The 21,755-nt window shown below is 33.0% G+C and carries 23 protein-coding genes, 2 pseudogenes and 1 riboswitch; of the genes and pseudogenes, 12 read left to right on the forward strand and 13 right to left on the reverse strand.

Annotated features, from left to right (window positions below; all coding sequences use genetic code 11):
- The first annotated feature begins 22 nt into the window (after nt 1-22).
- Nucleotides 23-451: a GNAT family N-acetyltransferase gene (locus HYI43_11775; GenBank protein ID UDI79179.1), complete on the forward strand. Its 429-nt coding sequence runs from the start codon at nt 23-25 to the stop codon at nt 449-451.
- Between the two features lie 6 nt (nt 452-457).
- On the opposite strand, the gene HYI43_11780 is transcribed toward HYI43_11775, so the two are convergent.
- From HYI43_11780 to xpt, 5 genes and pseudogenes are all read right to left on the reverse strand, one after another.
- The gene (locus tag HYI43_11780; protein ID UDI79180.1) at nt 458-889 is read right to left on the reverse strand and encodes a GNAT family N-acetyltransferase; all 432 of its coding nucleotides are present in this window, start codon (nt 887-889) and stop codon (nt 458-460) included.
- 77 nt (nt 890-966) lie between these two features.
- Nucleotides 967-2,509 (reverse strand): annotated as a pseudogene (gene guaA, locus HYI43_11785) (glutamine-hydrolyzing GMP synthase).
- A 175-nt stretch (nt 2,510-2,684) separates the two neighbouring features.
- Nucleotides 2,685-4,151, reverse strand: coding sequence for an IMP dehydrogenase (guaB, locus tag HYI43_11790; protein UDI79181.1), 1,467 nt, complete (start codon nt 4,149-4,151; stop codon nt 2,685-2,687).
- 36 nt (nt 4,152-4,187) lie between these two features.
- Nucleotides 4,188-5,456, reverse strand: coding sequence for a purine permease (locus HYI43_11795; GenBank protein ID UDI79182.1), 1,269 nt, complete (start codon nt 5,454-5,456; stop codon nt 4,188-4,190).
- Nucleotides 5,453-6,034: a xanthine phosphoribosyltransferase gene (xpt, locus tag HYI43_11800; GenBank protein UDI79183.1), complete on the reverse strand. Its 582-nt coding sequence runs from the start codon at nt 6,032-6,034 to the stop codon at nt 5,453-5,455. Before xpt ends, HYI43_11795 begins: the two co-directional genes overlap by 4 nt.
- Before the next feature lie 256 nt (nt 6,035-6,290).
- Nucleotides 6,291-6,393, reverse strand: a riboswitch (purine riboswitch).
- Between the two features lie 216 nt (nt 6,394-6,609).
- Here xpt and HYI43_11805 point away from each other — a divergent pair.
- The 4 genes and pseudogenes from HYI43_11805 to HYI43_11820 all read left to right on the forward strand — a co-directional run bounded on the left by HYI43_11805 (nt 6,610) and on the right by HYI43_11820 (nt 10,425).
- Complete coding sequence (locus tag HYI43_11805; GenBank protein UDI79184.1) at nt 6,610-7,017, forward strand: general stress protein; 408 nt, start codon at nt 6,610-6,612, stop codon at nt 7,015-7,017.
- 149 nt (nt 7,018-7,166) lie between these two features.
- The gene (locus HYI43_11810) at nt 7,167-7,835 is read left to right on the forward strand and encodes a hypothetical protein (protein ID UDI79185.1); all 669 of its coding nucleotides are present in this window, start codon (nt 7,167-7,169) and stop codon (nt 7,833-7,835) included.
- A gap of 85 nt (nt 7,836-7,920) precedes the next feature.
- Nucleotides 7,921-8,561 (forward strand): annotated as a pseudogene (locus HYI43_11815) (DNA-binding protein).
- Nucleotides 8,562-9,036: 475 nt separating this feature from the next.
- Entirely contained in the window at nt 9,037-10,425 is a 1,389-nt protein-coding gene (locus HYI43_11820) for an L-cystine transporter (protein UDI79186.1), read from the forward strand.
- Between the two features lie 83 nt (nt 10,426-10,508).
- On the opposite strand, the gene nfsA is transcribed toward HYI43_11820, so the two are convergent.
- Nucleotides 10,509-11,264 carry an oxygen-insensitive NADPH nitroreductase gene (nfsA, locus tag HYI43_11825; GenBank protein UDI79187.1) on the reverse strand — a complete coding sequence of 252 codons (756 nt, stop codon included), beginning with the start codon at nt 11,262-11,264 and terminating at the stop codon, nt 10,509-10,511.
- A gap of 162 nt (nt 11,265-11,426) precedes the next feature.
- Between nfsA and HYI43_11830 the strand changes: the two genes are divergently transcribed.
- The 4 genes from HYI43_11830 (at nt 11,427) to HYI43_11845 (ending at nt 15,778) form a co-directional block, all read left to right on the forward strand.
- On the forward strand, nt 11,427-12,206 hold the full coding sequence (locus tag HYI43_11830; GenBank protein ID UDI79188.1) for a 2-keto-4-pentenoate hydratase: 780 nt from the start codon (nt 11,427-11,429) through the stop codon (nt 12,204-12,206).
- A gap of 435 nt (nt 12,207-12,641) precedes the next feature.
- Nucleotides 12,642-13,211 carry a peroxiredoxin gene (gene ahpC, locus HYI43_11835; protein ID UDI79189.1) on the forward strand — a complete coding sequence of 190 codons (570 nt, stop codon included), beginning with the start codon at nt 12,642-12,644 and terminating at the stop codon, nt 13,209-13,211.
- Between the two features lie 14 nt (nt 13,212-13,225).
- Nucleotides 13,226-14,749 (forward strand): alkyl hydroperoxide reductase subunit F, encoded by a 1,524-nt coding sequence (ahpF, locus tag HYI43_11840; protein UDI79190.1) that lies wholly within the window; start codon nt 13,226-13,228, stop codon nt 14,747-14,749.
- Between the two features lie 402 nt (nt 14,750-15,151).
- Entirely contained in the window at nt 15,152-15,778 is a 627-nt protein-coding gene (locus HYI43_11845; protein ID UDI79191.1) for an NDxxF motif lipoprotein, read from the forward strand.
- 44 nt (nt 15,779-15,822) lie between these two features.
- On the opposite strand, the gene HYI43_11850 is transcribed toward HYI43_11845, so the two are convergent.
- Both HYI43_11850 and HYI43_11855 read right to left on the reverse strand, forming a co-directional pair.
- Nucleotides 15,823-16,401: a histidine phosphatase family protein gene (locus tag HYI43_11850; protein ID UDI79192.1), complete on the reverse strand. Its 579-nt coding sequence runs from the start codon at nt 16,399-16,401 to the stop codon at nt 15,823-15,825.
- Between the two features lie 28 nt (nt 16,402-16,429).
- Entirely contained in the window at nt 16,430-17,062 is a 633-nt protein-coding gene (locus tag HYI43_11855) for a LysE family translocator (GenBank protein UDI79193.1), read from the reverse strand.
- 474 nt (nt 17,063-17,536) lie between these two features.
- Here HYI43_11855 and HYI43_11860 point away from each other — a divergent pair, with 474 nt between their 5' ends.
- Nucleotides 17,537-17,770 (forward strand): hypothetical protein, encoded by a 234-nt coding sequence (locus HYI43_11860; protein ID UDI79194.1) that lies wholly within the window; start codon nt 17,537-17,539, stop codon nt 17,768-17,770.
- 67 nt (nt 17,771-17,837) lie between these two features.
- Here HYI43_11860 and HYI43_11865 read toward each other — a convergent pair whose 3' ends face one another.
- Together HYI43_11865 and HYI43_11870 are read right to left on the reverse strand one after the other, a co-directional pair.
- Complete coding sequence (locus HYI43_11865; GenBank protein ID UDI79195.1) at nt 17,838-18,086, reverse strand: GlsB/YeaQ/YmgE family stress response membrane protein; 249 nt, start codon at nt 18,084-18,086, stop codon at nt 17,838-17,840.
- A 183-nt stretch (nt 18,087-18,269) separates the two neighbouring features.
- Nucleotides 18,270-19,019, reverse strand: a complete 750-nt coding sequence (locus HYI43_11870; GenBank protein ID UDI79196.1) for an amidohydrolase family protein — start codon at nt 19,017-19,019, stop codon at nt 18,270-18,272.
- Nucleotides 19,020-19,236: 217 nt separating this feature from the next.
- Here HYI43_11870 and HYI43_11875 point away from each other — a divergent pair, with 217 nt between their 5' ends.
- On the forward strand, nt 19,237-19,494 hold the full coding sequence (locus tag HYI43_11875; GenBank protein ID UDI79197.1) for an XRE family transcriptional regulator: 258 nt from the start codon (nt 19,237-19,239) through the stop codon (nt 19,492-19,494).
- 215 nt (nt 19,495-19,709) lie between these two features.
- A complete protein-coding gene (locus tag HYI43_11880) occupies nt 19,710-20,363 on the forward strand; it encodes an Ltp family lipoprotein (protein ID UDI79198.1) in 654 nt (217 codons plus the stop codon).
- A 164-nt stretch (nt 20,364-20,527) separates the two neighbouring features.
- Here the strand turns inward: HYI43_11880 and rpsR are convergent, their stop codons facing one another.
- Genes rpsR through HYI43_11895 form a run of 3 tightly spaced genes read right to left on the reverse strand, consistent with a single transcriptional unit; the run spans nt 20,528 to nt 21,651 of the window.
- Nucleotides 20,528-20,770 (reverse strand): 30S ribosomal protein S18, encoded by a 243-nt coding sequence (gene rpsR, locus HYI43_11885; protein UDI79199.1) that lies wholly within the window; start codon nt 20,768-20,770, stop codon nt 20,528-20,530.
- 47 nt (nt 20,771-20,817) lie between these two features.
- The gene (gene ssb / locus HYI43_11890; protein ID UDI79200.1) at nt 20,818-21,333 is read right to left on the reverse strand and encodes a single-stranded DNA-binding protein; all 516 of its coding nucleotides are present in this window, start codon (nt 21,331-21,333) and stop codon (nt 20,818-20,820) included.
- Nucleotides 21,334-21,354: 21 nt separating this feature from the next.
- Nucleotides 21,355-21,651: a 30S ribosomal protein S6 gene (locus HYI43_11895; GenBank protein ID UDI79201.1), complete on the reverse strand. Its 297-nt coding sequence runs from the start codon at nt 21,649-21,651 to the stop codon at nt 21,355-21,357.
- Nucleotides 21,652-21,755: the final 104 nt, after the last annotated feature.

Genomic DNA, 21,755 nt, shown 5'->3' on the forward strand with positions numbered 1-21,755 from the left:
ATCAGTGAAGCAGGTGGAATCAATGATAGAACATTTAAAAAAGAAAAAGAGAAAAACGTTGAAGATATTGGGTAATATTTGGCTTAATGCCAATATAGACACGCATACTTTTATAGATACCTTCTATTGGATAGATAATTACAGCAATGTTCTTAATTCATTGAAAGATGCTGATGTTTACGTTTATAAAGATGGTAAAGACATCGTTGCATTTTGCGGTTTAAACGATGATTACATAGCCGGATTATTTGTCAAAGAAGCCTACCGTGATAAAGGTATTGGTCATGCACTGATTAGACATTTGCAAAGTGAATATAGTCATTTAACGTTAAAAGTATTCGCATTAAACAACAGAGCAGTACATTTTTATACGCAATTAGGATTTGAAACAATTGATTCAAACATCGATAAAACGAATCATAAAAAGCTACTCATGGAATGGAAGAAATAAAGTGACTTACAATTTAAGATGTACTATAGGATAATCCCTGCCTTGTCCATCCTTTGAAGATTCATCATATTTTTTGAATCCATTTCTGAGATAAAACGCCAAGGCATTGGGGTTATCTTTGTTTACATCCACATATTGAACCTTATATTCTTGAATTAAAGTTTGCAGTATTTCAGTTCCATAACCTTGTTTAAAGTATTTAGGATCTAAAAATAACATTTCTAAATTTAAATCATGAGTTCCGGAAAAGCCAATGATGTCATTCCCGGCAAACCATAAATATGCTTCTACATATGGGAAGTATGTTGGTATTTCCTTTTTAAGTTGTATTCTATCGCTCTCTTTTAAAAAATCATGTGTAGCTATAACTGAACGCTCCCAAATATCTACTGCTCTGGGATAATCCTTTTCGTGTAGTTCAATTTTACTTAATCTCATTTTTTAACCTCTCATATTAAAAAAGGCTAGAAACCCTATTATAAAGGTGTTTCTAGCCTATACTTATTTGTTGACTCTTACTCCCATTCTATAGTGCTTGGTGGCTTAGAAGTAATGTCATAGACTACGCGGTTAACGTGGTCTACTTCGTTTACGATACGACTTGAAATCTTTTGTAAGACTTCCCAATCAATGCGGGCGAAGTCACTTGTCATACCGTCGATAGATGTTACTGCACGGATTCCTACTGTATGATCATACGTACGATAATCTCCCATAACACCTACAGATTGGATACCTGGTAATACTGTGAAGTATTGCCAAATGTCTCTTTCAAGACCTTCTTCACGTACAACTTCACGTAAAATCGCATCTGATTCACGTACGATTTCTAATTTATCCTCAGTAATTTCACCTAATACACGGATTCCTAAACCTGGACCTGGGAAAGGCTGTCTCCATACTAAATGTTCAGGAATACCTAATTCAATACCTAATGCACGCACTTCATCTTTAAATAACGTGTTAATTGGCTCGATTAGCTCAAATTCCATGTCTTCAGGTAATCCGCCTACGTTATGGTGAGATTTGATCGTTTGTGCAGTTTTAGTACCTGACTCAATCACGTCAGTATACAATGTACCTTGTGCTAGGAAATCAACATCTGTTAATTTAGCCGCTTCATCGTCGAACACATACACAAATTCATTTCCGATAATTTTACGTTTTTGTTCAGGGTCAGATACACCTTTAAGTTTATTCATGAAACGTTCTTGTGCATTGACACGAATAATATTCATGTCGAATCCTTCACCAAATTGTTCCATTACCATGTCGCCTTCGCCTTTACGAAGTAAACCGTGATCTACAAAGATACATGTCAATTGGTCACCAATTGCTTTATGTAATAAGACGGCTACTACAGATGAATCGACGCCACCGCTCATTGCACATAAGACTTTGCGATTGCCCACACGTTCACGAATTTTTTCAATTTCAATTTCAATGAAGTTTTCCATTGTCCATTCGCCTGTACAATCACATACACGACGTACGAAGTTTCTTAATAAATCATTACCAAATTCTGTATGACGTACTTCAGGATGGAATTGTACACCGTAAATACGACGTTCTTTATCTTCAATTGCGGCATAATTTGTACTTGGGCTATCCGCAATCACTTCGAACCCTTCTGGAATTTCAATTACTTTATCAGAGTGGCTCATCCATACTGTTTGTTCTGAAGGTAAACCGAAGAATAAATCGTCTGATTTTGCGTTAATAATTGCTTTACCATATTCACGTTCATTAGCGCGTTCTACTTTTCCGCCTAAAAGTTTCGTCGTCAATTGCATACCGTAACAAATACCTAATACCGGGATGCCTAAGTTGTAAATTTCAGGATCAATTGTGAATGAACCTTCCTCATACACTGAATTAGGGCCACCTGAAAGGATAATACCTTTAGGATTCATACGCTTAATCTTCTTCGATAGAAATTTCATGGTCATGTAATTCACTGTATACGCCCATTTCACGAATACGACGTGTAATCAGTTGATTATATTGACTACCGAAGTCTAAGACAAGAATCAACTCTTGTTCTTTAGCCATTTCCATAATTGTGAATCTCCTTTGGATTTAATTTATGTAAATTATAGAGAAACGCCTTCCCTAACATATTGTTATTAAAGTCTTTCTGAAAATGCACAACCACTTATAATAGCAATATTTAAATTGAAAAGCGTCCCCTATGTTTATATAACAATATTTACTCTAACGACATCATGTTCAATTAAAATGAGTAGTTAGGTGATTCTTTAGTAATTTGTACGTTATGTGGATGACTTTCTGCTAAACCAGCAGGACCCATACGAGTGAATTGCGCTTCTTCACGTAATGTTTTCAAGTCAGGTGAACCAGTATAACCCATACCAGCTCTAACGCCACCCATTAATTGATATACTGTATCTTGTAATGGACCTTTATATGCTGTACGTCCTTCAATACCTTCTGGTACGAATTTACGAGGTGATTTGTCTTCTTGGAAGTAACGGTCGTTTGAACCTTTTTCCATAGCACCTAAAGAACCCATACCGCGATAAACTTTGTATTGTCTACCTTGGAATACTTCAGTTGCGCCAGGGCTTTCTTCAGTACCAGCTAATAAACTACCTAACATTACAGCATGTCCACCAGCTGCTAATGCTTTAATAATATCGCCTGAGAATTTAATACCACCATCAGCAATAATAGCTTTACCGTGTTTACGTGCTTCTGTTGCACAATCGTAAACTGCAGTAATTTGAGGTACACCCACACCTGCAACGACACGAGTTGTACAAATTGAACCAGGTCCAATACCCACTTTAACAACATCAGCACCTGCTTCAAACAATGCACGTGTTGCTTCAGCTGTCGCAACGTTACCTGCAACAATTGTGATTTCAGGGTATGTTTCTTTCATTTTCTTAACTTGTTTAATTACACCACTAGAGTGACCATGTGCTGTATCAATAATTAATGCATCTACACCAGCTTCGACTAATTTTTGAGCACGAATTTCAGTATCTTTAGATGTACCAATAGCTGCTGCTGCTAATAAACGACCATGCGCATCTTTTGCTGCATAAGGGAATTCAAGAACTTTTTCAATATCTTTAATTGTAATTAAACCTTCTAAACGGCCATTTTCAACTAAAGGTAATTTTTCGATTTTGTGTTCTTGAAGAATCGTTTCCGCTTCCTCTAGAGTTGTACCAACTGGAGCTGTAATTAAATCTTCTTTTGTCATTACGTCAGAAATTTTGATTGAGAAGTCTTCAATAAAACGTAAGTCACGATTAGTGATAATACCTACTAATTCTCTAGAACTGTGATCACGCACGATAGGCACACCTGAAATACGGTATTTACCCATTAAAGCTTCTGCTTCATATACACTTTCATCTGGAGTTAAGAAGAATGGGTTAGTAATAACACCATTTTCTGAGCGTTTAACTTTTTGTACTTCTTCAGCTTGCTCTTCAATACCCATATTTTTATGGATAACACCTAAACCACCTTGACGCGCCATCGCAATCGCCATTTTAGATTCTGTTACTGTATCCATACCAGCTGAGATAACTGGAATATTTAATTTAATTCTATCTGATAATTCAACGCTTAAATCTACGTCACTTGGTAAAACGTCTGATTCAGCCGGAATTAACAAAACATCGTCAAAAGTTAAAGATTCTTTAGCAAACTTATTTTCCCACATTTATAATACAGCCTCCATTTAATATAGTTAGTCCTATTATTTCACATTTTCTTCACTTTGTTTATACTTTAGACCATTAAAAAAGAAATTAAGAATAATTGCTGAAATAGCACCTAATACAATGCCATTTTGTGTTAACCATGCAAACTGTTCTCCTAAAGCTTTAAATGCTTGTGGCACTGCGCTAATACCTGTTCCTAAACCAACAGAGACAGCAATAATCAATAAATTATTTTGATTTTTAAAATTAATATGTCCTAAAATACTAACACCATAAGCCATTACCATGCCAAACATTGCAATCATCGCTCCACCTAAAACTGGTAGAGGAATGATATTGGCTAAAGCACCTAACTTAGGGATGCATCCACATATTAAAAGCAAGACAACCATGCCATATATAATTTTATTTTTCTTTGCACCTGACAGAGATACTAGTCCTACGTTTTGTGAATACGCAGTGTATGGAAATGAGTTAAAGATAGATCCTAGTATGATTGCAAGACCTTCCGCAGTGTAACCTTTGCGGAAATCTTTACGTTCAAGCTTTCTTCCTGTTATTTCACTTAACGCATGGTATACACCTGTCGATTCTATTAAGCTCACAATCGCTACAATCGTAAATACAAGGATAGCACCGATATCGAATCCGAATCCTGAGAAACGAAACGGTTGTGGAATTCCTATCCAGTGTGCATCTCCGACTTGTTTAACATCGACTACTCCCATCACACTTGCTAAAATTGTTCCGGCGATAAGTCCAATTAAAATTGCGATTGACTTTAGGAATCCAGTAGTAAAGCGTTGTAAGATAAGAATAATAACTAACGTCACGCCACCTAAAATTAAATTCTTTGGATTCCCATAATCTTTAGCGCCTTCCCCACCGGCTAAGTAGTTCATCGCTACTGGCATTAAATTAATCCCAATAATCGTTACTACACTTCCTGTCACCACTGGTGGAAAGAACTTAACTAAATATGAGAAGAATGGCGCTATAATTACAACCAAAATCCCTGATACGAATAGTGACCCGTATAACACGTCTAAACCTTTCGTTTGACCGATTAAAATCATTGGCGCTACGGCTGTAAATGTACATCCCAATACAATTGGTAATCCTGTACCTGTCACTTTATTTGCTTGTAAAAATGTAGCAACACCACACATAAAAATATCAACAGTTACTAGGTACGCAATTTGTTCAGGTGTAAATTTAAGACTTGTACCTACAATAATGGGTACTAAAATCGCCCCTGCATACATGGCCAATAAGTGTTGAAGACTTAAAATGAAATTTTTCATTCATCTTCACCTAATAAAGTAACTTCATTTCCTTTTAAAGAGGCTACTTTACATAATGAAGAAACGTTTAATCCTGCTTCTTCTAATCTCTGTCTACCATCTTGGAAACTTTTTTCGACAACAATACCAATGCCTACTGTTTTAGCTTTAGCCTGTTGTGCAATATCATATAATCCTAAAGATGCATCTCCATTTGCTAAAAAATCATCAATAATTAATACTGTGTCATTTTCATCTAAAAACTCTTCTGACACGATAACAGTGCTTGTTTTGTTTTTCGTAAAAGAGTGTATATCCGTACTATAAAAACCATCTTTTAACGTGCTAGGTTTAGCCTTTTTAGCAAATAAGCATGGCACATCAAAATGTAATGACGCCATGATAGCCGGAGCAATACCAGATGCTTCGATTGTTAAAACCTTAGTTACACCTTTATCTTTAAACTGTTCATAAAATGTTTTGCCTACATCATGCATTAACTTTGCATCGATTTGGTGGTTAAGAAAACCATCTACTTTTAAAATCTTTTCATCAATAACTACGCCATCTTCTTTGACTTTCTGTCTAAGCGATTCCACGTCAAAACCTCCTAAAATTGTATACAAAAAAATCCTCAAACTTCGTTAAAAGTCTCAGGATCCATGAGTGAACAGGCAATACATTACTTTTGCAGTTTCAAGAAGTATTCATTTAAATGTGTCATTCTATAAACACTGTACAATTTTAAAATTTGTTCATTCTCATAGAGTTTATTTGAAAAGTACAAGCTCCAAAGCTAAACAACTTCTACGTCAGTATTTTTAAATGGCATTTAAATAAGCATTATCTTCTATTATGTATTGATGCTGAACTCATAGTCATGTCGTTTGTGGCAACATGGTAGAAACTCCTAAAGCCATATCCTTTAGATTATATGAGCGATATAAATTATTTAATGATAATAGCAAATTTTCGCCTTATTTTCAATATCCTTATATAGCGTTTAGCCCCTCTATTGTCGATTTTATATATGAAAACGTTTCACAAAATTGTTCCTAACTCTATTTGTAAACCTATCTTATTTAATTATATAATAATTGTAGATGCGTTTTACAAATATTCTTAAGGGTATATTTTTACTAATAAGTAGGACGAAAGATGGAGGGCGATTAACATGTCAGATATTACTGTATTAGATAATCAAGATGAAATTTATAATGCTATTGATAAGAAAAAAGCTGAAGGTTATTCAGAAAATGAATTAACAGTTGTAAGTAAAAGTAAATTACATTTAGATGATTTACATGATTCTCAAGTCACACTTATTGCTACAAGTGGTTCATTTAGTGACCGTATGTCTAAATTATTAACAGGTGAAGATGGCGAAGCAGCTGTTTTATCTCGTTACGATTTATCTGAAGATCAATTTGAAAAATATAAAAAAGAAATCTTAAATGATAAATACTTAGTCATCGCTAACAAAGATAATTCTTCACACAAAGAAGTAGAAGAACACAATGCTGCTTATGAAGAAATTGATATCACGCATTATGCAAACGAATCAAAAGGTCCTAAATCATAATTATCACTTAATTTTGAAATACAATACCGTAAAATGAACTCATTATAAGTTTGTTTTGCGGTATTTTTATTAGTCATCCTTTTTTCTATTAATGACGACATAGTTTTGAATTGTGCTATACTAAAACAAAATATCGTGGGGGTGACATGATGAAGTTTCATGCAATTCAATCACTAAATGATGACTATTTCGATAAAGCTTTAGAATTTTATAATCAGCAAGTTGATGTAGATTTTTACGAAGATAGCACTATCATCAAAAAGTCATTACAAAATAATAAAACTGAAAACGATTACGCTATTATTGTTGGTATAGAAAATGATCAAATTGCTAGCATGGCAACTGCACACTATGAAGCAACAACAAATTCAGCATTTCTAATTCACTTATTAGCAACAAATAATGAAAATCATGATGCATTTATAGCTGAAACATTAGATGAAATCGAGAAACAACTTAATAAATTGTCTAACAAAGTCCACTCTCGTGACATCAACTTTATGATGATAGAAGTTCCAAAAGATAATAGTCTAGATGAAACAATGAATAAAAAAGACCTTACCCATCGCCAATTATTGTTATTTGAAAATGGTTTTGAAAGACAAACAGAACTTGACTACGTCCATCCAAACTATACGAAAACTGAGTTGCCTTTTGAAGTTGATTTGTTCATTAAATCTAATATTGAACTTACTAAAGACATCTATCCTGCAAGCGTAAAATCTAACTATATCCTTAAATATGTATTTGCCAATGGGATATCAAGAGAAATTATTTATCCTCTTTTAGAACAAATGAATTTACGCTTACCCTCATAAGAACACTTGAAAAGAGCGATACAAAGGGTTGACCGAAGACAGACGTCAGTGTACATAAATTAAAGATATGAAAGGACTCTCAGCTATGTTAACAAAAGAATTCGCTCAACGTGTTGAACTAAGTGAAAAACAAGTCCGTAAAATTGTCCAACATTTAGAAGAACGTGGCTATCAACTAAGTAAGACGGAATACCGTGGTCGTGAAGCTACTGATTTTAAAGAAGAAGATGTAGAACTTTTCCAAGATATTGCAGAAAAAGTCAAACAAACCAATAGTTACGATTTAGCTTTTGAAGAGCTTGAAAAAGAAAAGACTTCTTACAAGTAATCGTTAAAGAAGATAATGAACAATTACCTACGGACCAAAGCGCAACGCAATTAGTAGATGAATTGCGTACTGAAATTCAAAAAATGCGTGAAGAACGTCAAATGCTTGGCCAAATGATTAGCCAAGTACATCAACAACAAAATGAATTAAAAGAACTTCAAAGCCAAATTACTGAAAAGTTAGATGCTAATAATCAATCATTACTAGCTATCCAAAATTCTCAAGAGGCTATTCAAACTGCTCAAAAAGAGCAATCGGAATATACACAAAATAAATTAGTAAAAGAAATTAATGACAATAATCAACAATCTATAGATACATTAAAAGAAGATATTACTTCACAACAATCTCAATCTTCTTCACAAAAAGGATTTTTCGCGAGATTATTTAATTTATAATTGCTTATTATTGAAATACTAAGCATATTTAAATCGGACGAATTTAAAACAAATTTATATAAAAAAGCTACATTGCAAATTCGCAGTAGCTAACTGAGCTGAGAAGGTGCTTTAAATTAAGCCTTACTCAGCTCTCGTTATATTTACGGGACTGGACCTACGAATTCAAAAGCATTCTGTCCTCGTCCCGCTTTTTTGTATTCTATTTTTTTAAGTCAGCTATTCTGATATCGCTATAACCATTTACTTATTCCACTCAACTTCCTTAAGCCCTAAATCAGAAATCACAAATTTATTTATTGATTACTTTATATTTAATTAAAATTAAAACTCCAAAAAATTTAATACCATAAATATTTTGAATTTTTCAAAAATTTATAAATTATACTTTTTATTATGAAGCATTGAAATACATTTTAAATAGTATTATCCTTATTAAGAAAGTCGGGATTAATTTTATAAAGGAGATTCATTTATGGGGACACTTTTTACAGTTATTAATATTATAATAATGATTTTATTCCTTATTGGCTTACTTATAATGGCCAAAAAGCATGTTTCATTTCCTAAAAGAGTATTTACAGCTTTAGGAATTGGCATCGTCTTTGGTATCGCACTACACCTCATTTATGGTGTTGACTCAAAAGTACTAAAAACAACTACCGATTGGTTTAGTATCGTCGGTGATGGCTATGTTGCATTACTTCAAATGATTGTCATGCCATTAATCTTCATATCAATCGTTTCTGCATTTAGTAAAATACAAATTGGTGATAAATTCGCTAAAATTGGTACTTATATTTTTATGTTCTTAATCGGAACAGTAGCTATAGCAGCTATTGTAGGCATTTTTTACGCACTTGTATTTCATTTAGATGCATCAAGTATTGATTTAGGAAGTGCTGAACATTCACGCGGAAGTGAAATTAGCCATCAAGCTAAAGATTTAACTGCCAATACGTTACCACAACAAATCTTGGAATTATTACCTAGCAATCCATTCCTAGATTTCACAGGACAAAGAACTACTTCTACTATTGCAGTAGTTATATTTGCAATATTCGTTGGCTTTGCTTATGTTCGTGTTGCACGTAAACAACCTGAAAGTGGAAGCTTATTAAAACGTGGTATTGATGCTATTTACGCGCTAGTTATGTCTATCGTTACTTTTGTATTAAGACTTACACCATACGGTATCATTGCTATTATGGCATCTACGATTGCTACAAGTGATTTTGGTGCCATTTGGACATTAGGTAAATTCATGGTGGCATCTTATGCTGCATTAATCACAATGTATATTATTCATTTAATCTTACTATCTATAATGGGTATCAATCCTGTACGTTACGCTAAAAAGACGCTTGAAGTACTAATATTTGCCTTTACTTCTCGTTCAAGTGCAGGTGCATTACCTTTAAATATTCAAACACAAACACAACGTTTAGGCGTACCTGATGGCATCGCCAACTTCTCTGCTTCATTTGGTCTATCAATCGGCCAAAACGGATGTGCCGGTATTTATCCAGCTATGCTAGCGATTATGGTTGCACCCGTTGCTAAAGTAGACGTTGACTTACCATTTATCTTAACTTTAATTGGTGTTGTAGTAATTAGTTCATTCGGTGTTGCTGGTGTTGGTGGCGGTGCTACATTTGCCTCTATCCTAGTTTTATCAACATTAAATTTACCAGTAGCACTCGCTGGTGTACTCATTTCAATTGAACCAATTATTGATATGGGTAGAACGGCATTAAATGTAAATGACTCAATGTTAGCAGGTACAGGTACCGCTAGACTTACTGGTAACTTAGATAAAGATAAATTCAATTCAACTGAATATGGAGATTTATCAACTAATTAAAATATGAAACTATAAATAGCGTAGCCAAAACGTTACGGTTCCTTAAAAATCGTAATGGTTGGCTACGCTTTTAATATATTATTTTATCGCTTCATTAATCCTGCTTTGTTTAATTGTTCAAGCATGTCTAAACGTGTTTTACCACTTAAAAACGTTGAAACTTGTTGCGACCATGTTTCACTTCGTTCTCCATTAGTTCGTTCTTTATAATAATTACTAATTTTTTCATCATATTTTTCTAAATCATCTTTTTGATCTTTTGCATTACTGTTATATACATTTTTATGGAATACGTGTTCAAAAGGCAAACGCGGTTTTGGTGCGCCATTTTCATCATCTGCTGGCTCACCTACTGCCATACCAAATAATGGGAAAGCATATTCAGGTAAATCTAGAATTTCTCGAACTCGTCCAACATCATTTCGTAATGACCCTAGATATACAATGCCATAACCCATATCTTCGGCTGCTAGTGCAACATTTTCAGAAACTAAAGCTACATCAATGGCGCCAACTAACAATCCTTCTGCAGATTCAAATGATGTTTCCATATTTGTTTCCACAACTTCATTAATAAGACTATGACGATAATAATCTAAAACAAATACAAATAAATAACCATTATCGACAACATAGGATTGTCCTGATACTTCTTTTAATTGTTTCTTAATTTGTGGATCGTCAACACCAATGATTGAATAGGTTTGTAAATAACTTGAAGTAGACGCACTTTGTCCTGCTTCTACTAATTTCTTAATCGTTTCATCATTAAGTGGCTTATCTTTAAACTTTCTTACTGAATGATGTCTTTTCATTAAATCATAAACATAATCTGCCATTACATTCACCCTTTCTAATCTATTACTTATATCGTAACAATTTGTATTTTATTTTGCTTTTAAAAAGAACCATAACTACTATAGTCTACAAACAATTTGCATGATTAAGCTTTTATAGTTATCATAATAGTAACAATTTTCAGATATTTAAGGAGAGATATCATGACTAAGCCAAACAAAGATGTATCTAATGCCCTATTCCAAGCTTATATTTCTAAAGAACCTATTGAATTTGTAAGTAAAACGTTTGATATTAGCGAACCCGAAGCATATCAAACACAAGACGATTTAATTCTACAAATTCAAGATGACAAGAACGTGCCTGTTAAAGGTTATAAAGTCAGTATGACAAGTGCTGCGACACAAGCCATTGCTAATACCGATGAGCCAGCCTATGGGACAATATTATCTCATCAAGTCATTGAGAATGGTCACGGTGTTTCTTTATCAACACTTTTCGCCCCATTATTAGAACCTGAAATTATTTTTGAGTTAACGGCTGACTTACCTGAAGATGCGGATACCCAAACAATATTAGAAAGCGTAAAAATCGCACCTGGTATTGAAATTCCAGATGCACGTTATAAAGACTGGTTCCCTAACTTTACATTAGGAGACTTGATTTCAGATAATACCGCTACAGGTCTAATTGTCGTAGGCGAACGTGTAGCACCATTAGATTATGAAGCTTTTGCGGATATTAATTTAAAATTATTCAAAGATGATAAACCAATCGAGACTGGTCATTCAAGCGAAGTCCTAGGAAACCCAGTTGAGGCAGTCAAATGGCTAAATAAAAAGTTACATTCACACGGCAAATCTTTGAAAAAAGGACAATTTATTTCATCTGGAACATTTATTTCTCCTTTAAATCTAGAACAAGGTACTTATACCGCTGAATATGACAAAGTGGGAAGCGTTACTGTGAAAGTAATTGATTAATAAAATGATAGACTGAAACCGTTTAATTCATGTTTCAGTCTATCATTTTGTTGTTTATAATTTATTCTCATAATAACCGTTAAAATTTATATGCTTAAAAGTGTTCCAAATGTAGAAAATAATTATTTTCTATTATCAAATAGTTATGTTTAGTTGAGAATGAAAAAGGATAATTGATAGACAGAGGCGTTGGAAATAAACATGATTAAAGTAAAAAGCAGAAATTTAAAGCGTTCTTTACTTTCTTAACAAACTATTTATAAAACCTATTCAAACGCAAGAAATCAGTCCAAACGTACACTCAAGTGTATTAAGTTGACGAATAAGAAATGAAATGCAATAATAATATTTAAGAAATTAGAATTATTATAATCAAGCAATGATTATTATGTAGTTCTAATTAATTTATACGAAAACTCAGGAGGAATTTAAGTTATGTCATTAATCAATAAAGAAATTCTACCATTCACAGCGCAAGCTTATGATCCTAAAAAAGACGAATTCAAAGAAGTAAGCCAAGATGATTTAAAAGGTTCTTGGAGTGTAGTATGTTTCTACCCTGCTGACTTCTCATTCGTATGTCCAACTGAATTAGAAGACTTACAAAACCAATATGATAAATTGCAAGATTTAGGCGTAAATGTATTCTCAGTATCAACTGATACTCATTTCGTACACAAAGCTTGGCACGATCATTCAGATGCAATCAGCAAAATTCAATACAATATGATTGGTGACCCTTCTCAAACAATCACTCGTAATTTCGATGTATTAGATGAAGAAGCTGGTTTAGCTCAACGTGGTACATTCATCATCGACCCAGACGGCGTTGTTCAAGCAGCTGAAATCAATGCTGATGGTATTGGTCGTGACGCTAGCACATTAGTAAACAAAATCAAAGCCGCTCAATATGTACGTCAACATCCAGGTGAAGTATGCCCAGCTAAATGGGAAGAAGGTTCTGAATCATTACAACCAGGATTAGACTTAGTAGGTAAAATTTAAGGAGGCATTAAATAATGCTTAATGCTGATTTAAAACAACAATTACAACAACTTTTAGGACTTATGGAAGGCGATGTCGAATTCAGAGCTAGTATTGGTTCTGATGACAAATCTAAAGAATTAAAAGAACTTTTAGATGAAATCGCTGAAATGTCTGACCATATTACGATTGTAGAACAAGAATTAAAACGTACGCCAAGCTTCTCAGTAAGTAAACCTGAAGAAGATACAGGCATTACGTTTGCTGGTATTCCATTAGGTCACGAATTCAATTCACTTGTATTAGCAATTTTACAAGTAAGTGGTCGTGCACCTAAAGAAAAACAATCAATCATTGATCAAATTAAAGGTTTAGAAGGTAACTACAACTTCGAAACGTATGTAAGTTTAACTTGTCAAAAATGCCCAGACGTTGTTCAAGCATTAAACTTAATGAGTGTGATTAACCCAAATATCACACATACAATGATTGATGGTTCAGTCTTTCGTGATGAATCAGAAGATATCATGGCTGTGCCGGCAGTATTCCTAGATGGTGAAGAATTCGGTAATGGTCGTATGACTATCTCAGATATTTTAAGTCAATTAGGAAGTACACAGGATGCTTCTGAATATGAAAATAAAGAACCATATGATGTTTTAATCATTGGTGGTGGACCAGCTAGTGGTAGTGCTGCAATTTATACTGCTCGTAAAGGGTTGCGCACAGGTATTGTCGCTGATCGTATCGGTGGTCAAGTTAATGACACAGCTGGTATCGAGAACTTTATTACTGTTAAAGAAACAACTGGTTCTCAATTCTCTGCAAATTTAGCAGCACATATCGATGACTATGACATTGATACAATGACAGGCATCCGTGCTACTAACATTGAGAAAACAGACCAAGCAATTCGTGTAACACTTGAAAATAATGCAGTATTAGAAACGAAAACTGCAATTATTTCAACAGGTGCAAGTTGGCGTAAGCTAAACATTCCTGGCGAAGATCGCTTAATCAACAAAGGTGTAGCCTTCTGTCCTCACTGTGACGGTCCTTTATTTGAAAATAAAAACGTTGCAGTTATTGGTGGCGGTAACTCAGGTGTTGAAGCAGCGATTGATTTAGCAGGTATTGTTAAACACGTTACATTATTCGAATATTCATCTGAACTAAAAGCAGATAATGTATTACAAGATCGTTTACGTTCTCTATCAAACGTAGACATCGAAACAAACGCAAGAACTGCAGAAGTTTTAGGTGATGATCATGTAACAGGTATTAGTTATGAAGATTTACAATCTGGCGAAATGAAAGAATTAAGCTTAGATGGTATCTTTGTACAAATTGGCTTAGTGCCAAATACAAGTTGGATCGGTGACGCAGTAGAATTAAATAACCGTGGCGAAATTGTTATTGATCGCAATAATAATACAAATGTTCCAGGTATTTTTGCTGCTGGCGATGTTACCGACCAAAAAAATAAACAAATTATTATTTCTATGGGTGCCGGTGCTAATGCTGGATTAAACGCCTTTGATTATATCATTAGAAATTAATAATTTTTTGAGGATATATTAGAAGTTTTTATCAACTTCTCTCTTATCCTATACAAACACTTAACCTATCAAATATCTTCATACTTAGCAGAGGCTCATATAAGGGCCTCTGCTTTTGTGTTAATTTCACCTTATCTATACTAATCTTCATTTGTAGATTAAAAATTGGAAGTCTTTGTCTTGTTAGCATCTCTATCCTTATATATAAAAGAACAATTTTATATTTTCCAAAAGCAATGCAATTGAAGAAATTCAAAACATGTAAGTGAATCATTGCCACAAATTGTTCAAAGATTGTTCATTAATTTAAGCATTAAACATTCAATTCTTTTTCTAGAAGTGATACTCTATTGTTATGTTTAAATGTAGATGTTTTACTTACAAAGGAGATTATTGGAATCTATGAAGAAGAGTATAATTCTAGGTGTGTTGTTATCATTATTACTCACTTTAAGTGCATGTGCCCCACAAAAAGATGACGATGCTGAAGATCATCACAGCAACGGCGTCAATGCACCTAAAAGCGCTAAAGATTTAACTAATAAAGATATTTTCACATCTAATAAAAAAGGTCAAAAACTTAGTGAAGATGAGATGAATAAAGCTATTAAGAAATACTTAGATGTTAATAGCGATATCTTAGATAATAAATATGTCATGCAGAGTAAAATTGACAGTCAAAGTACAGGTCAAACACGAATTACTAATAAACAAGCTAAGAAACTTAGTAATTTATCAAATATAGCTGTTAAAAATGATTTGCATTTCAAAAAATTTGTTGAAAATAATACACTTCCTAGTGGTTATAAAGACAATGTTGACCGTATCATCAATTATTTCCACGCATTAAACAGTACGATTGCTGACGTAGATAAAAGTATTGAAGAATTGAATTATGAACCTCAAAATACAATCAACGTCGTAGATGTACCTACGCATTATGCTGGTGATGTTAATGGTAAACAACAAAAGAAAATCCAAAAATTCTTAGATGAAAAACACATTAAATCTGATGTTTTAGATAAATAGAAGCCATATAAAAATTCCCAACTTAGCTCAAGTTGGGAATTTGACTATATATCGATAGGATATGGTTTACAGTTCTCAATATTTTGCTCCAAAGCTTCATCTTCTGTAATGATATTAAAGTATACTAGGATACATCTGATGACCACTTGATGCGCGATTACCACAATAACGTCATCTTTCTTGTCGATTTTATTTTCAAAGAAAGATTTAACTCTATTAAATACATCTCTATAACTTTCACCTTTAGGGGCTTTCTGCGTAAAACTATGTCTAAAATCTTTGTAATCAGGATGATTAAAGTAGCGATGATATTGTTCATCTTGCATTAATTTGTCTTTATATTCGCCCTCAAACACGCCTAAAGAACGCTCACGTAATATTGATGTTATCGTCGTTGGTATATCATAAGGAAAGATATTATTATATGTTTCTTGCGTACGTGTTAAATCTGAAACATAAACATGATCAATATCCTTGTCTATAAAGTAGCTTTCTAAAGCTTGTGCACCTTCTATACCTTTCTTGGTCAATGGTACATCTAATTGACCACAGAAATACGCACGATTATGTTTATTATCATAGTTAGATTGCGATTCACCATGTCTCACTAAATAAATTTTCATTATGTATTGTCCCTCATTTTCCGGAAGATTAACTACTCTTACTAAACAATAGATTAATTGATAGTCCAATTAAAATCGTACCTACCGCATAATCAAAAATCGATTTAACTTTAGGATTACTAAATAATAATTTAATATATTGAAATACAAAGACACAAAACAAAAACCAAATTAAAATAACAAAAATCACGATAAGTGATAAAATTGCTACTTGTGATTTCATCGCTATACCACCGGTTGATAAAAACTGAGGCAAAATGCTCACATAATAAAGCAAGGCTTTAGGATTTAAAATCGTACTTAAAAACCCTTGTCTATAAGATGTGAAATACTTCATACCACTAGTTTCTACCATACTATCAGTATTAAAGTTCATAGATTGTCGTGCATGACGTATACTTTGAATGCCTAAATAAATTAAATAACATGCTCCTAAAACTTTAATAATTAGAAAGACGAAGTATAAGCTCGTTAAAATATATATAATCCCAAAAACTGCTAAAGTTGAATATATAATATGTGCAGAAGTAATGCCAAATGCTGCCATAGCACCATTCATTTTTCCAGAGTTAATCGTATTTTTCATAACGATCAAAAAGTCCGGACCCGGAACAATTATGATAAGTAGCGTGATTGTTATAAACGTTAAGATACCTTCCATATGCTACACCTCAACAAATTAATTATATAAATTATGGCATATATTTCCTATTAATGTAAGGCTTCGGTAAGTCTAAAGTATCTATTTTTTGATTGCATTTCTAAATATTAATTTCTTTAAAATGTGTACTTCAATCAATCGTTTTTACACTTTTAATATTAATAAAAATTTTTCGTTATTTTTGTATGTTTATTATTATCATAATAGCTAGTAACATGATACTATTAATGTGTAGTTAATAATAACTACAAAGTCTTTTATATTCATGAACATAATACTCCTGGGTGACGCCTTAACCCGACGTCACCCTCTTTTTATGTCCTTTTTTAAGCCTCTGCTTTCATTCCATTTAGATTCCTATCATAAGATAAAAGTGAAATGATAATCATTAACATTTAAGTAAAATCCCTGTCATTAGGCGTATTGAAGTGCTACATTATAGGTAAGTAATCAAACTTATTGGGGGGATCAATAATGGAATTACTAGGCTATAAAATGAGAAATGAAGAACTTATTGCAACAGTTAAATCGGATCATGGGCATGTATTTAGATATTCTTTTAATGTCGAAACACCTGAATATGAAATTCTAAAAGTACTAGAAGATATTAATAATCACGTTGACAATGGTAGACATCCGTTAGGTTGTGAAATTATCAAAAACTACGATTATGACGATATACACGATAACCAAGTACTTATTAACTAAAAAAAGAGCTAAGTAGTAATCACTTTTATAACAGTGATTGCTACTTGCTCTTTTTTCATATCTATTGTTATTTTTTGATAGCTTTTAAAATTAAAGAAACTACGAAAATAACAATAATTGCACCGATTAATGCTGGGATAATTGGTACGCCGCCCCATACAGGACCCCATGTACCTAATAATTTACTACCTACTGCAGAACCGATTAAACCTGCAATGATGTTACCGATGATACCACCTGGGATATCTTTACCCATGATCATACCGGCAACCCAGCCGATTAATCCGCCGACAATTAACATAACTATAAAGCCCATAATTGAATTCTCCTTATATTCTATTTTGTATACTCGTTATTTATACCACCTATAAGGTTAAATAAACATTTTGATAAAAAATTTATTTAATTTTTTTCTAAAAACAGCTTAAATTATATAAAAAATTAAAAAACAACTACTCCATATCTCGTTATTGCACTGCCACTATTAATACGAATCACATTACTTTGAAAGTCTATAAAACTTTAATGCATTGCGATAAAAAATCTTTTCTTGAGTTTCATTATCAAAATTATCTTGAATCAATTTAATATCTTGTTCATTAAATGGTCGGTTTGCGCGCGTAGAAGGTAAGTCTGTACCAAACATCACTGCATCTGTGTTTATTTCAATCAATGCTTTAATCGTTTCTACTGGGTCAACCTCAATGCGTCCAAATCCAGTAGCTTTAACGTAAACACCTTGATTGACTAATGCTTTTAAATCTTCAAATCCTTCTTTCGTCAAACCAAGATGATCGATTGATACTTGAGGTAATTCGCTAATTAATGTCTTATATTCTTTCAATTTGCTCGATTCGATGTAAATTTCAGTATGCCAACCTACTAAATCATACACTCTTTGAGCCAATGCTTTAATATTTGAAATATCTTCTGAACCACCGCGTTTTACGTTAAATCTAATCCCTCTTACACCTTTTGCATTTAATCTATAGATTTCTTCGTCTGATGTCGATATAGGCAATTGTGTCGTTCCAACAAATTTACCCTGTAATTTATTTAATGCCGTCGTTAAATAATCTTGATCAAACCCTTGAAATGAACCAGATACAATCGTTCCCCCTATAATATTTAAATCCTTTGTACGCTCTAAATAGTCTTCTACTGTATAAGAAGGTGGCATATAGCCATTATTTTCATGAATTGGAAAATCAAAATCGATAATATGAAAATGTGCATCAAATATTTTCATGATTAAATTCCCCTTTGTTTTTATTTATAGAATTAAAGATAACATATTTAAAAAATATAAACTAAAAGACTTGATAATTATTGTAAAGAGGACTAGTATAGTTAAATAAATTGGGTTGTCTATAAAAGACTAATAAAACTTGTTGAACTAATTAATGAACAGGAAAGTAAGTAATATTAATTTAACGACAAGTTGATATTTTGGGAGGTTATGTTTCATGAGTTCACATACACTTTTTAATTTAAGAACTAAAAGAAATCTTGAAATTAACGAATTAACTGAATTATTAAATCAAAAATACGGCACACATTATGAACCCCACCAATTATGGGAATGGGAAAATCATCAACATGAGCCTAAATTTAAAGATGCAATGATTCTTGCAGATTTCTTCAATACACCATATCAAATGTTAATTGAAAGTAAATACAAAGAATATCAACAACAAATTGATGACATTGATATTCGCTTATAATAACGCACATGCTTGTTACGCTATCTATTTAGAAGATAACAAGCATGTTTTTTTATTTTTTAGATCGCCTTCCTCTATTATTTCAATTTCCTATAAAATTATGTAAAAGAAAATCTATTCCTCTGAATAATTATTTGTAAAAAAAATATATGAACCATTGTACTTTTTTTATTTTATGTATGATTAGAATAAGTACTTACTAATTTAAGGAGGAATTGTTAAATGGCTATTATGATACATCAAAATATGCTGTTAATCATCTGAAGGATATTGATTATAATAAAAATGCTTTACGAACTGCTGAAGACACAAATGATAATCTTCATTTTTCTAAATCTAAGTTATACGATTATTTATTAAATGATCATAATAGTGGTCAATTCACTAAAAGCCAAGCTGATTATGCAATGAAACATGTCAAAATCGATTATAAAGAAAATGCTTTAAAAACTGCCCAAAAAACAAGTGATCGTTCTTATCCATCTAAATCAAAACTGAAAGAAGAACTCACTTCAGATGAAGGACAACAATTCACAAAAGAAGAAGGCGACTATGCCCTCAAACACTTAAAAACTGATTTCAAAAAGAACGCTTTAAAAGATGCAGAACGTTATATGGAAGATTCAAATGATTCGAAAAGCGAATTATATAAAAATTTAGTCGATTATGATGGCTTTACTAAAGATGAAGCACAATATGCGGTAGATAACATCGACGTTAACTTTAAAGAGAATGCTTTAGAAAAAGCTAAAGACTTAGATAAAGATGGCGATTCATCTAAAGAAGACATCAAAGACATGCTTTCTTCTAAAGATGGCTATAAATTCACCGAAGAAGAAGCACAATACGCAGTTGATCATTTAAAATAAAAATTTTGGCTCTACGTCAAATTGGACTGATGATTTTTAGTCATCAGTCCAATTTATTATAGAACCTTTTAAAGATGCCCTTGTTCTGCCCTTCCCACAATTTTCAAAGCATAAAAATAACCCCGTAAGCCTTAAGCCTACGGGGTTTAAACACTAATTATATATTAGTTTTCGTCTTTAACGTATGGTAATAATGCCATATGACGAGAACGTTTAATAGCTGTTGTCAACATACGTTGATATTTAGCTGAAGTACCTGTTACACGACGTGGTAAGATTTTACCGCGTTCTGAGATAAAACGTTTTAATAATTCAGTGTCTTTATAGTCAATGTGTGTAATACCATTTGCTGTGAAATAGCATACTTTTTTACGACGACGTCCGCCTCTTCTTGGTCCACCTGCCATGGTTAATTACCTCCTTCTGAAAGATATTTTATAAGTTCATTTTGTTATTAGAATGGTAAGTCATCATCACTAATATCAATCGGTCCGTTTGCATTCGCAAATGGGTTATCTGATTGTTTATTGTTTGATGAGTTATTATTATTGTATGACGTATTTTGTCCTGATTGTTGGCCACCAAATCCTTGACCGTAGTCTTGGAAATCATTGTTATTATTACCTTGATTACGTTGGCCACCTTGTGCATTTTTAGGTTCAAGGAATTGAACACTATCAGCTACAACTTCAGTAACAAAGATACGACGACCTTCTTGATTTTCATAACTGCGTGATTGTATGCGACCATCAACGCCAGCTAGACTACCTTTGAATAAATAATTATTCACGTTCTCAGCTTGTCTTCTAAATACAACAACATTGATAAAGTCAGCTTCGCGTTCCCCTTGAGCATTCGTGAAAGTACGATTAACTGCTAGAGTAAATGTCGCTACACTTACGCCTGAGGGAGTGGTTCTGTATTCTGGATCTTTAGTTAAACGACCTACTAATACAACTCTGTTTATCATTAAAACGCCCCCATTAATTTATTACTTATCTTGGTCTTCGCGGATAACGATATAACGGATGATATCGTCACTGATTTTAGCTAAACGTTGGAATTCGTCTGTAGCTCTGTTGTTATCAGTTTTAATGCGTACGATGTTATAGTAACCTTCTTTGAAATCTTCAATTTCATAAGCAAGACGGCGTTTACCCCAGTCTTTTTCTTCTAAAACTTCTGATCCTTCTGAAGCTAAGATACCGTTAAAGCGTTCAACAACAGCTTTTTTAGCATCCTCTTCAATGTTAGGTCGTACGACATACATAATTTCATATGTTCTCATTTTATACTTGCACCTCCTTGTGGTCTATGCGGCCTATCGAATACTAACGATAAGCAAGGAATAATTTTCATTACTCACAATCAAGAATTATAGCATAGAGTATT

The organism is Staphylococcus taiwanensis, assembly GCA_020544305.1.
Taxonomy (GTDB): domain Bacteria; phylum Bacillota; class Bacilli; order Staphylococcales; family Staphylococcaceae; genus Staphylococcus; species Staphylococcus taiwanensis.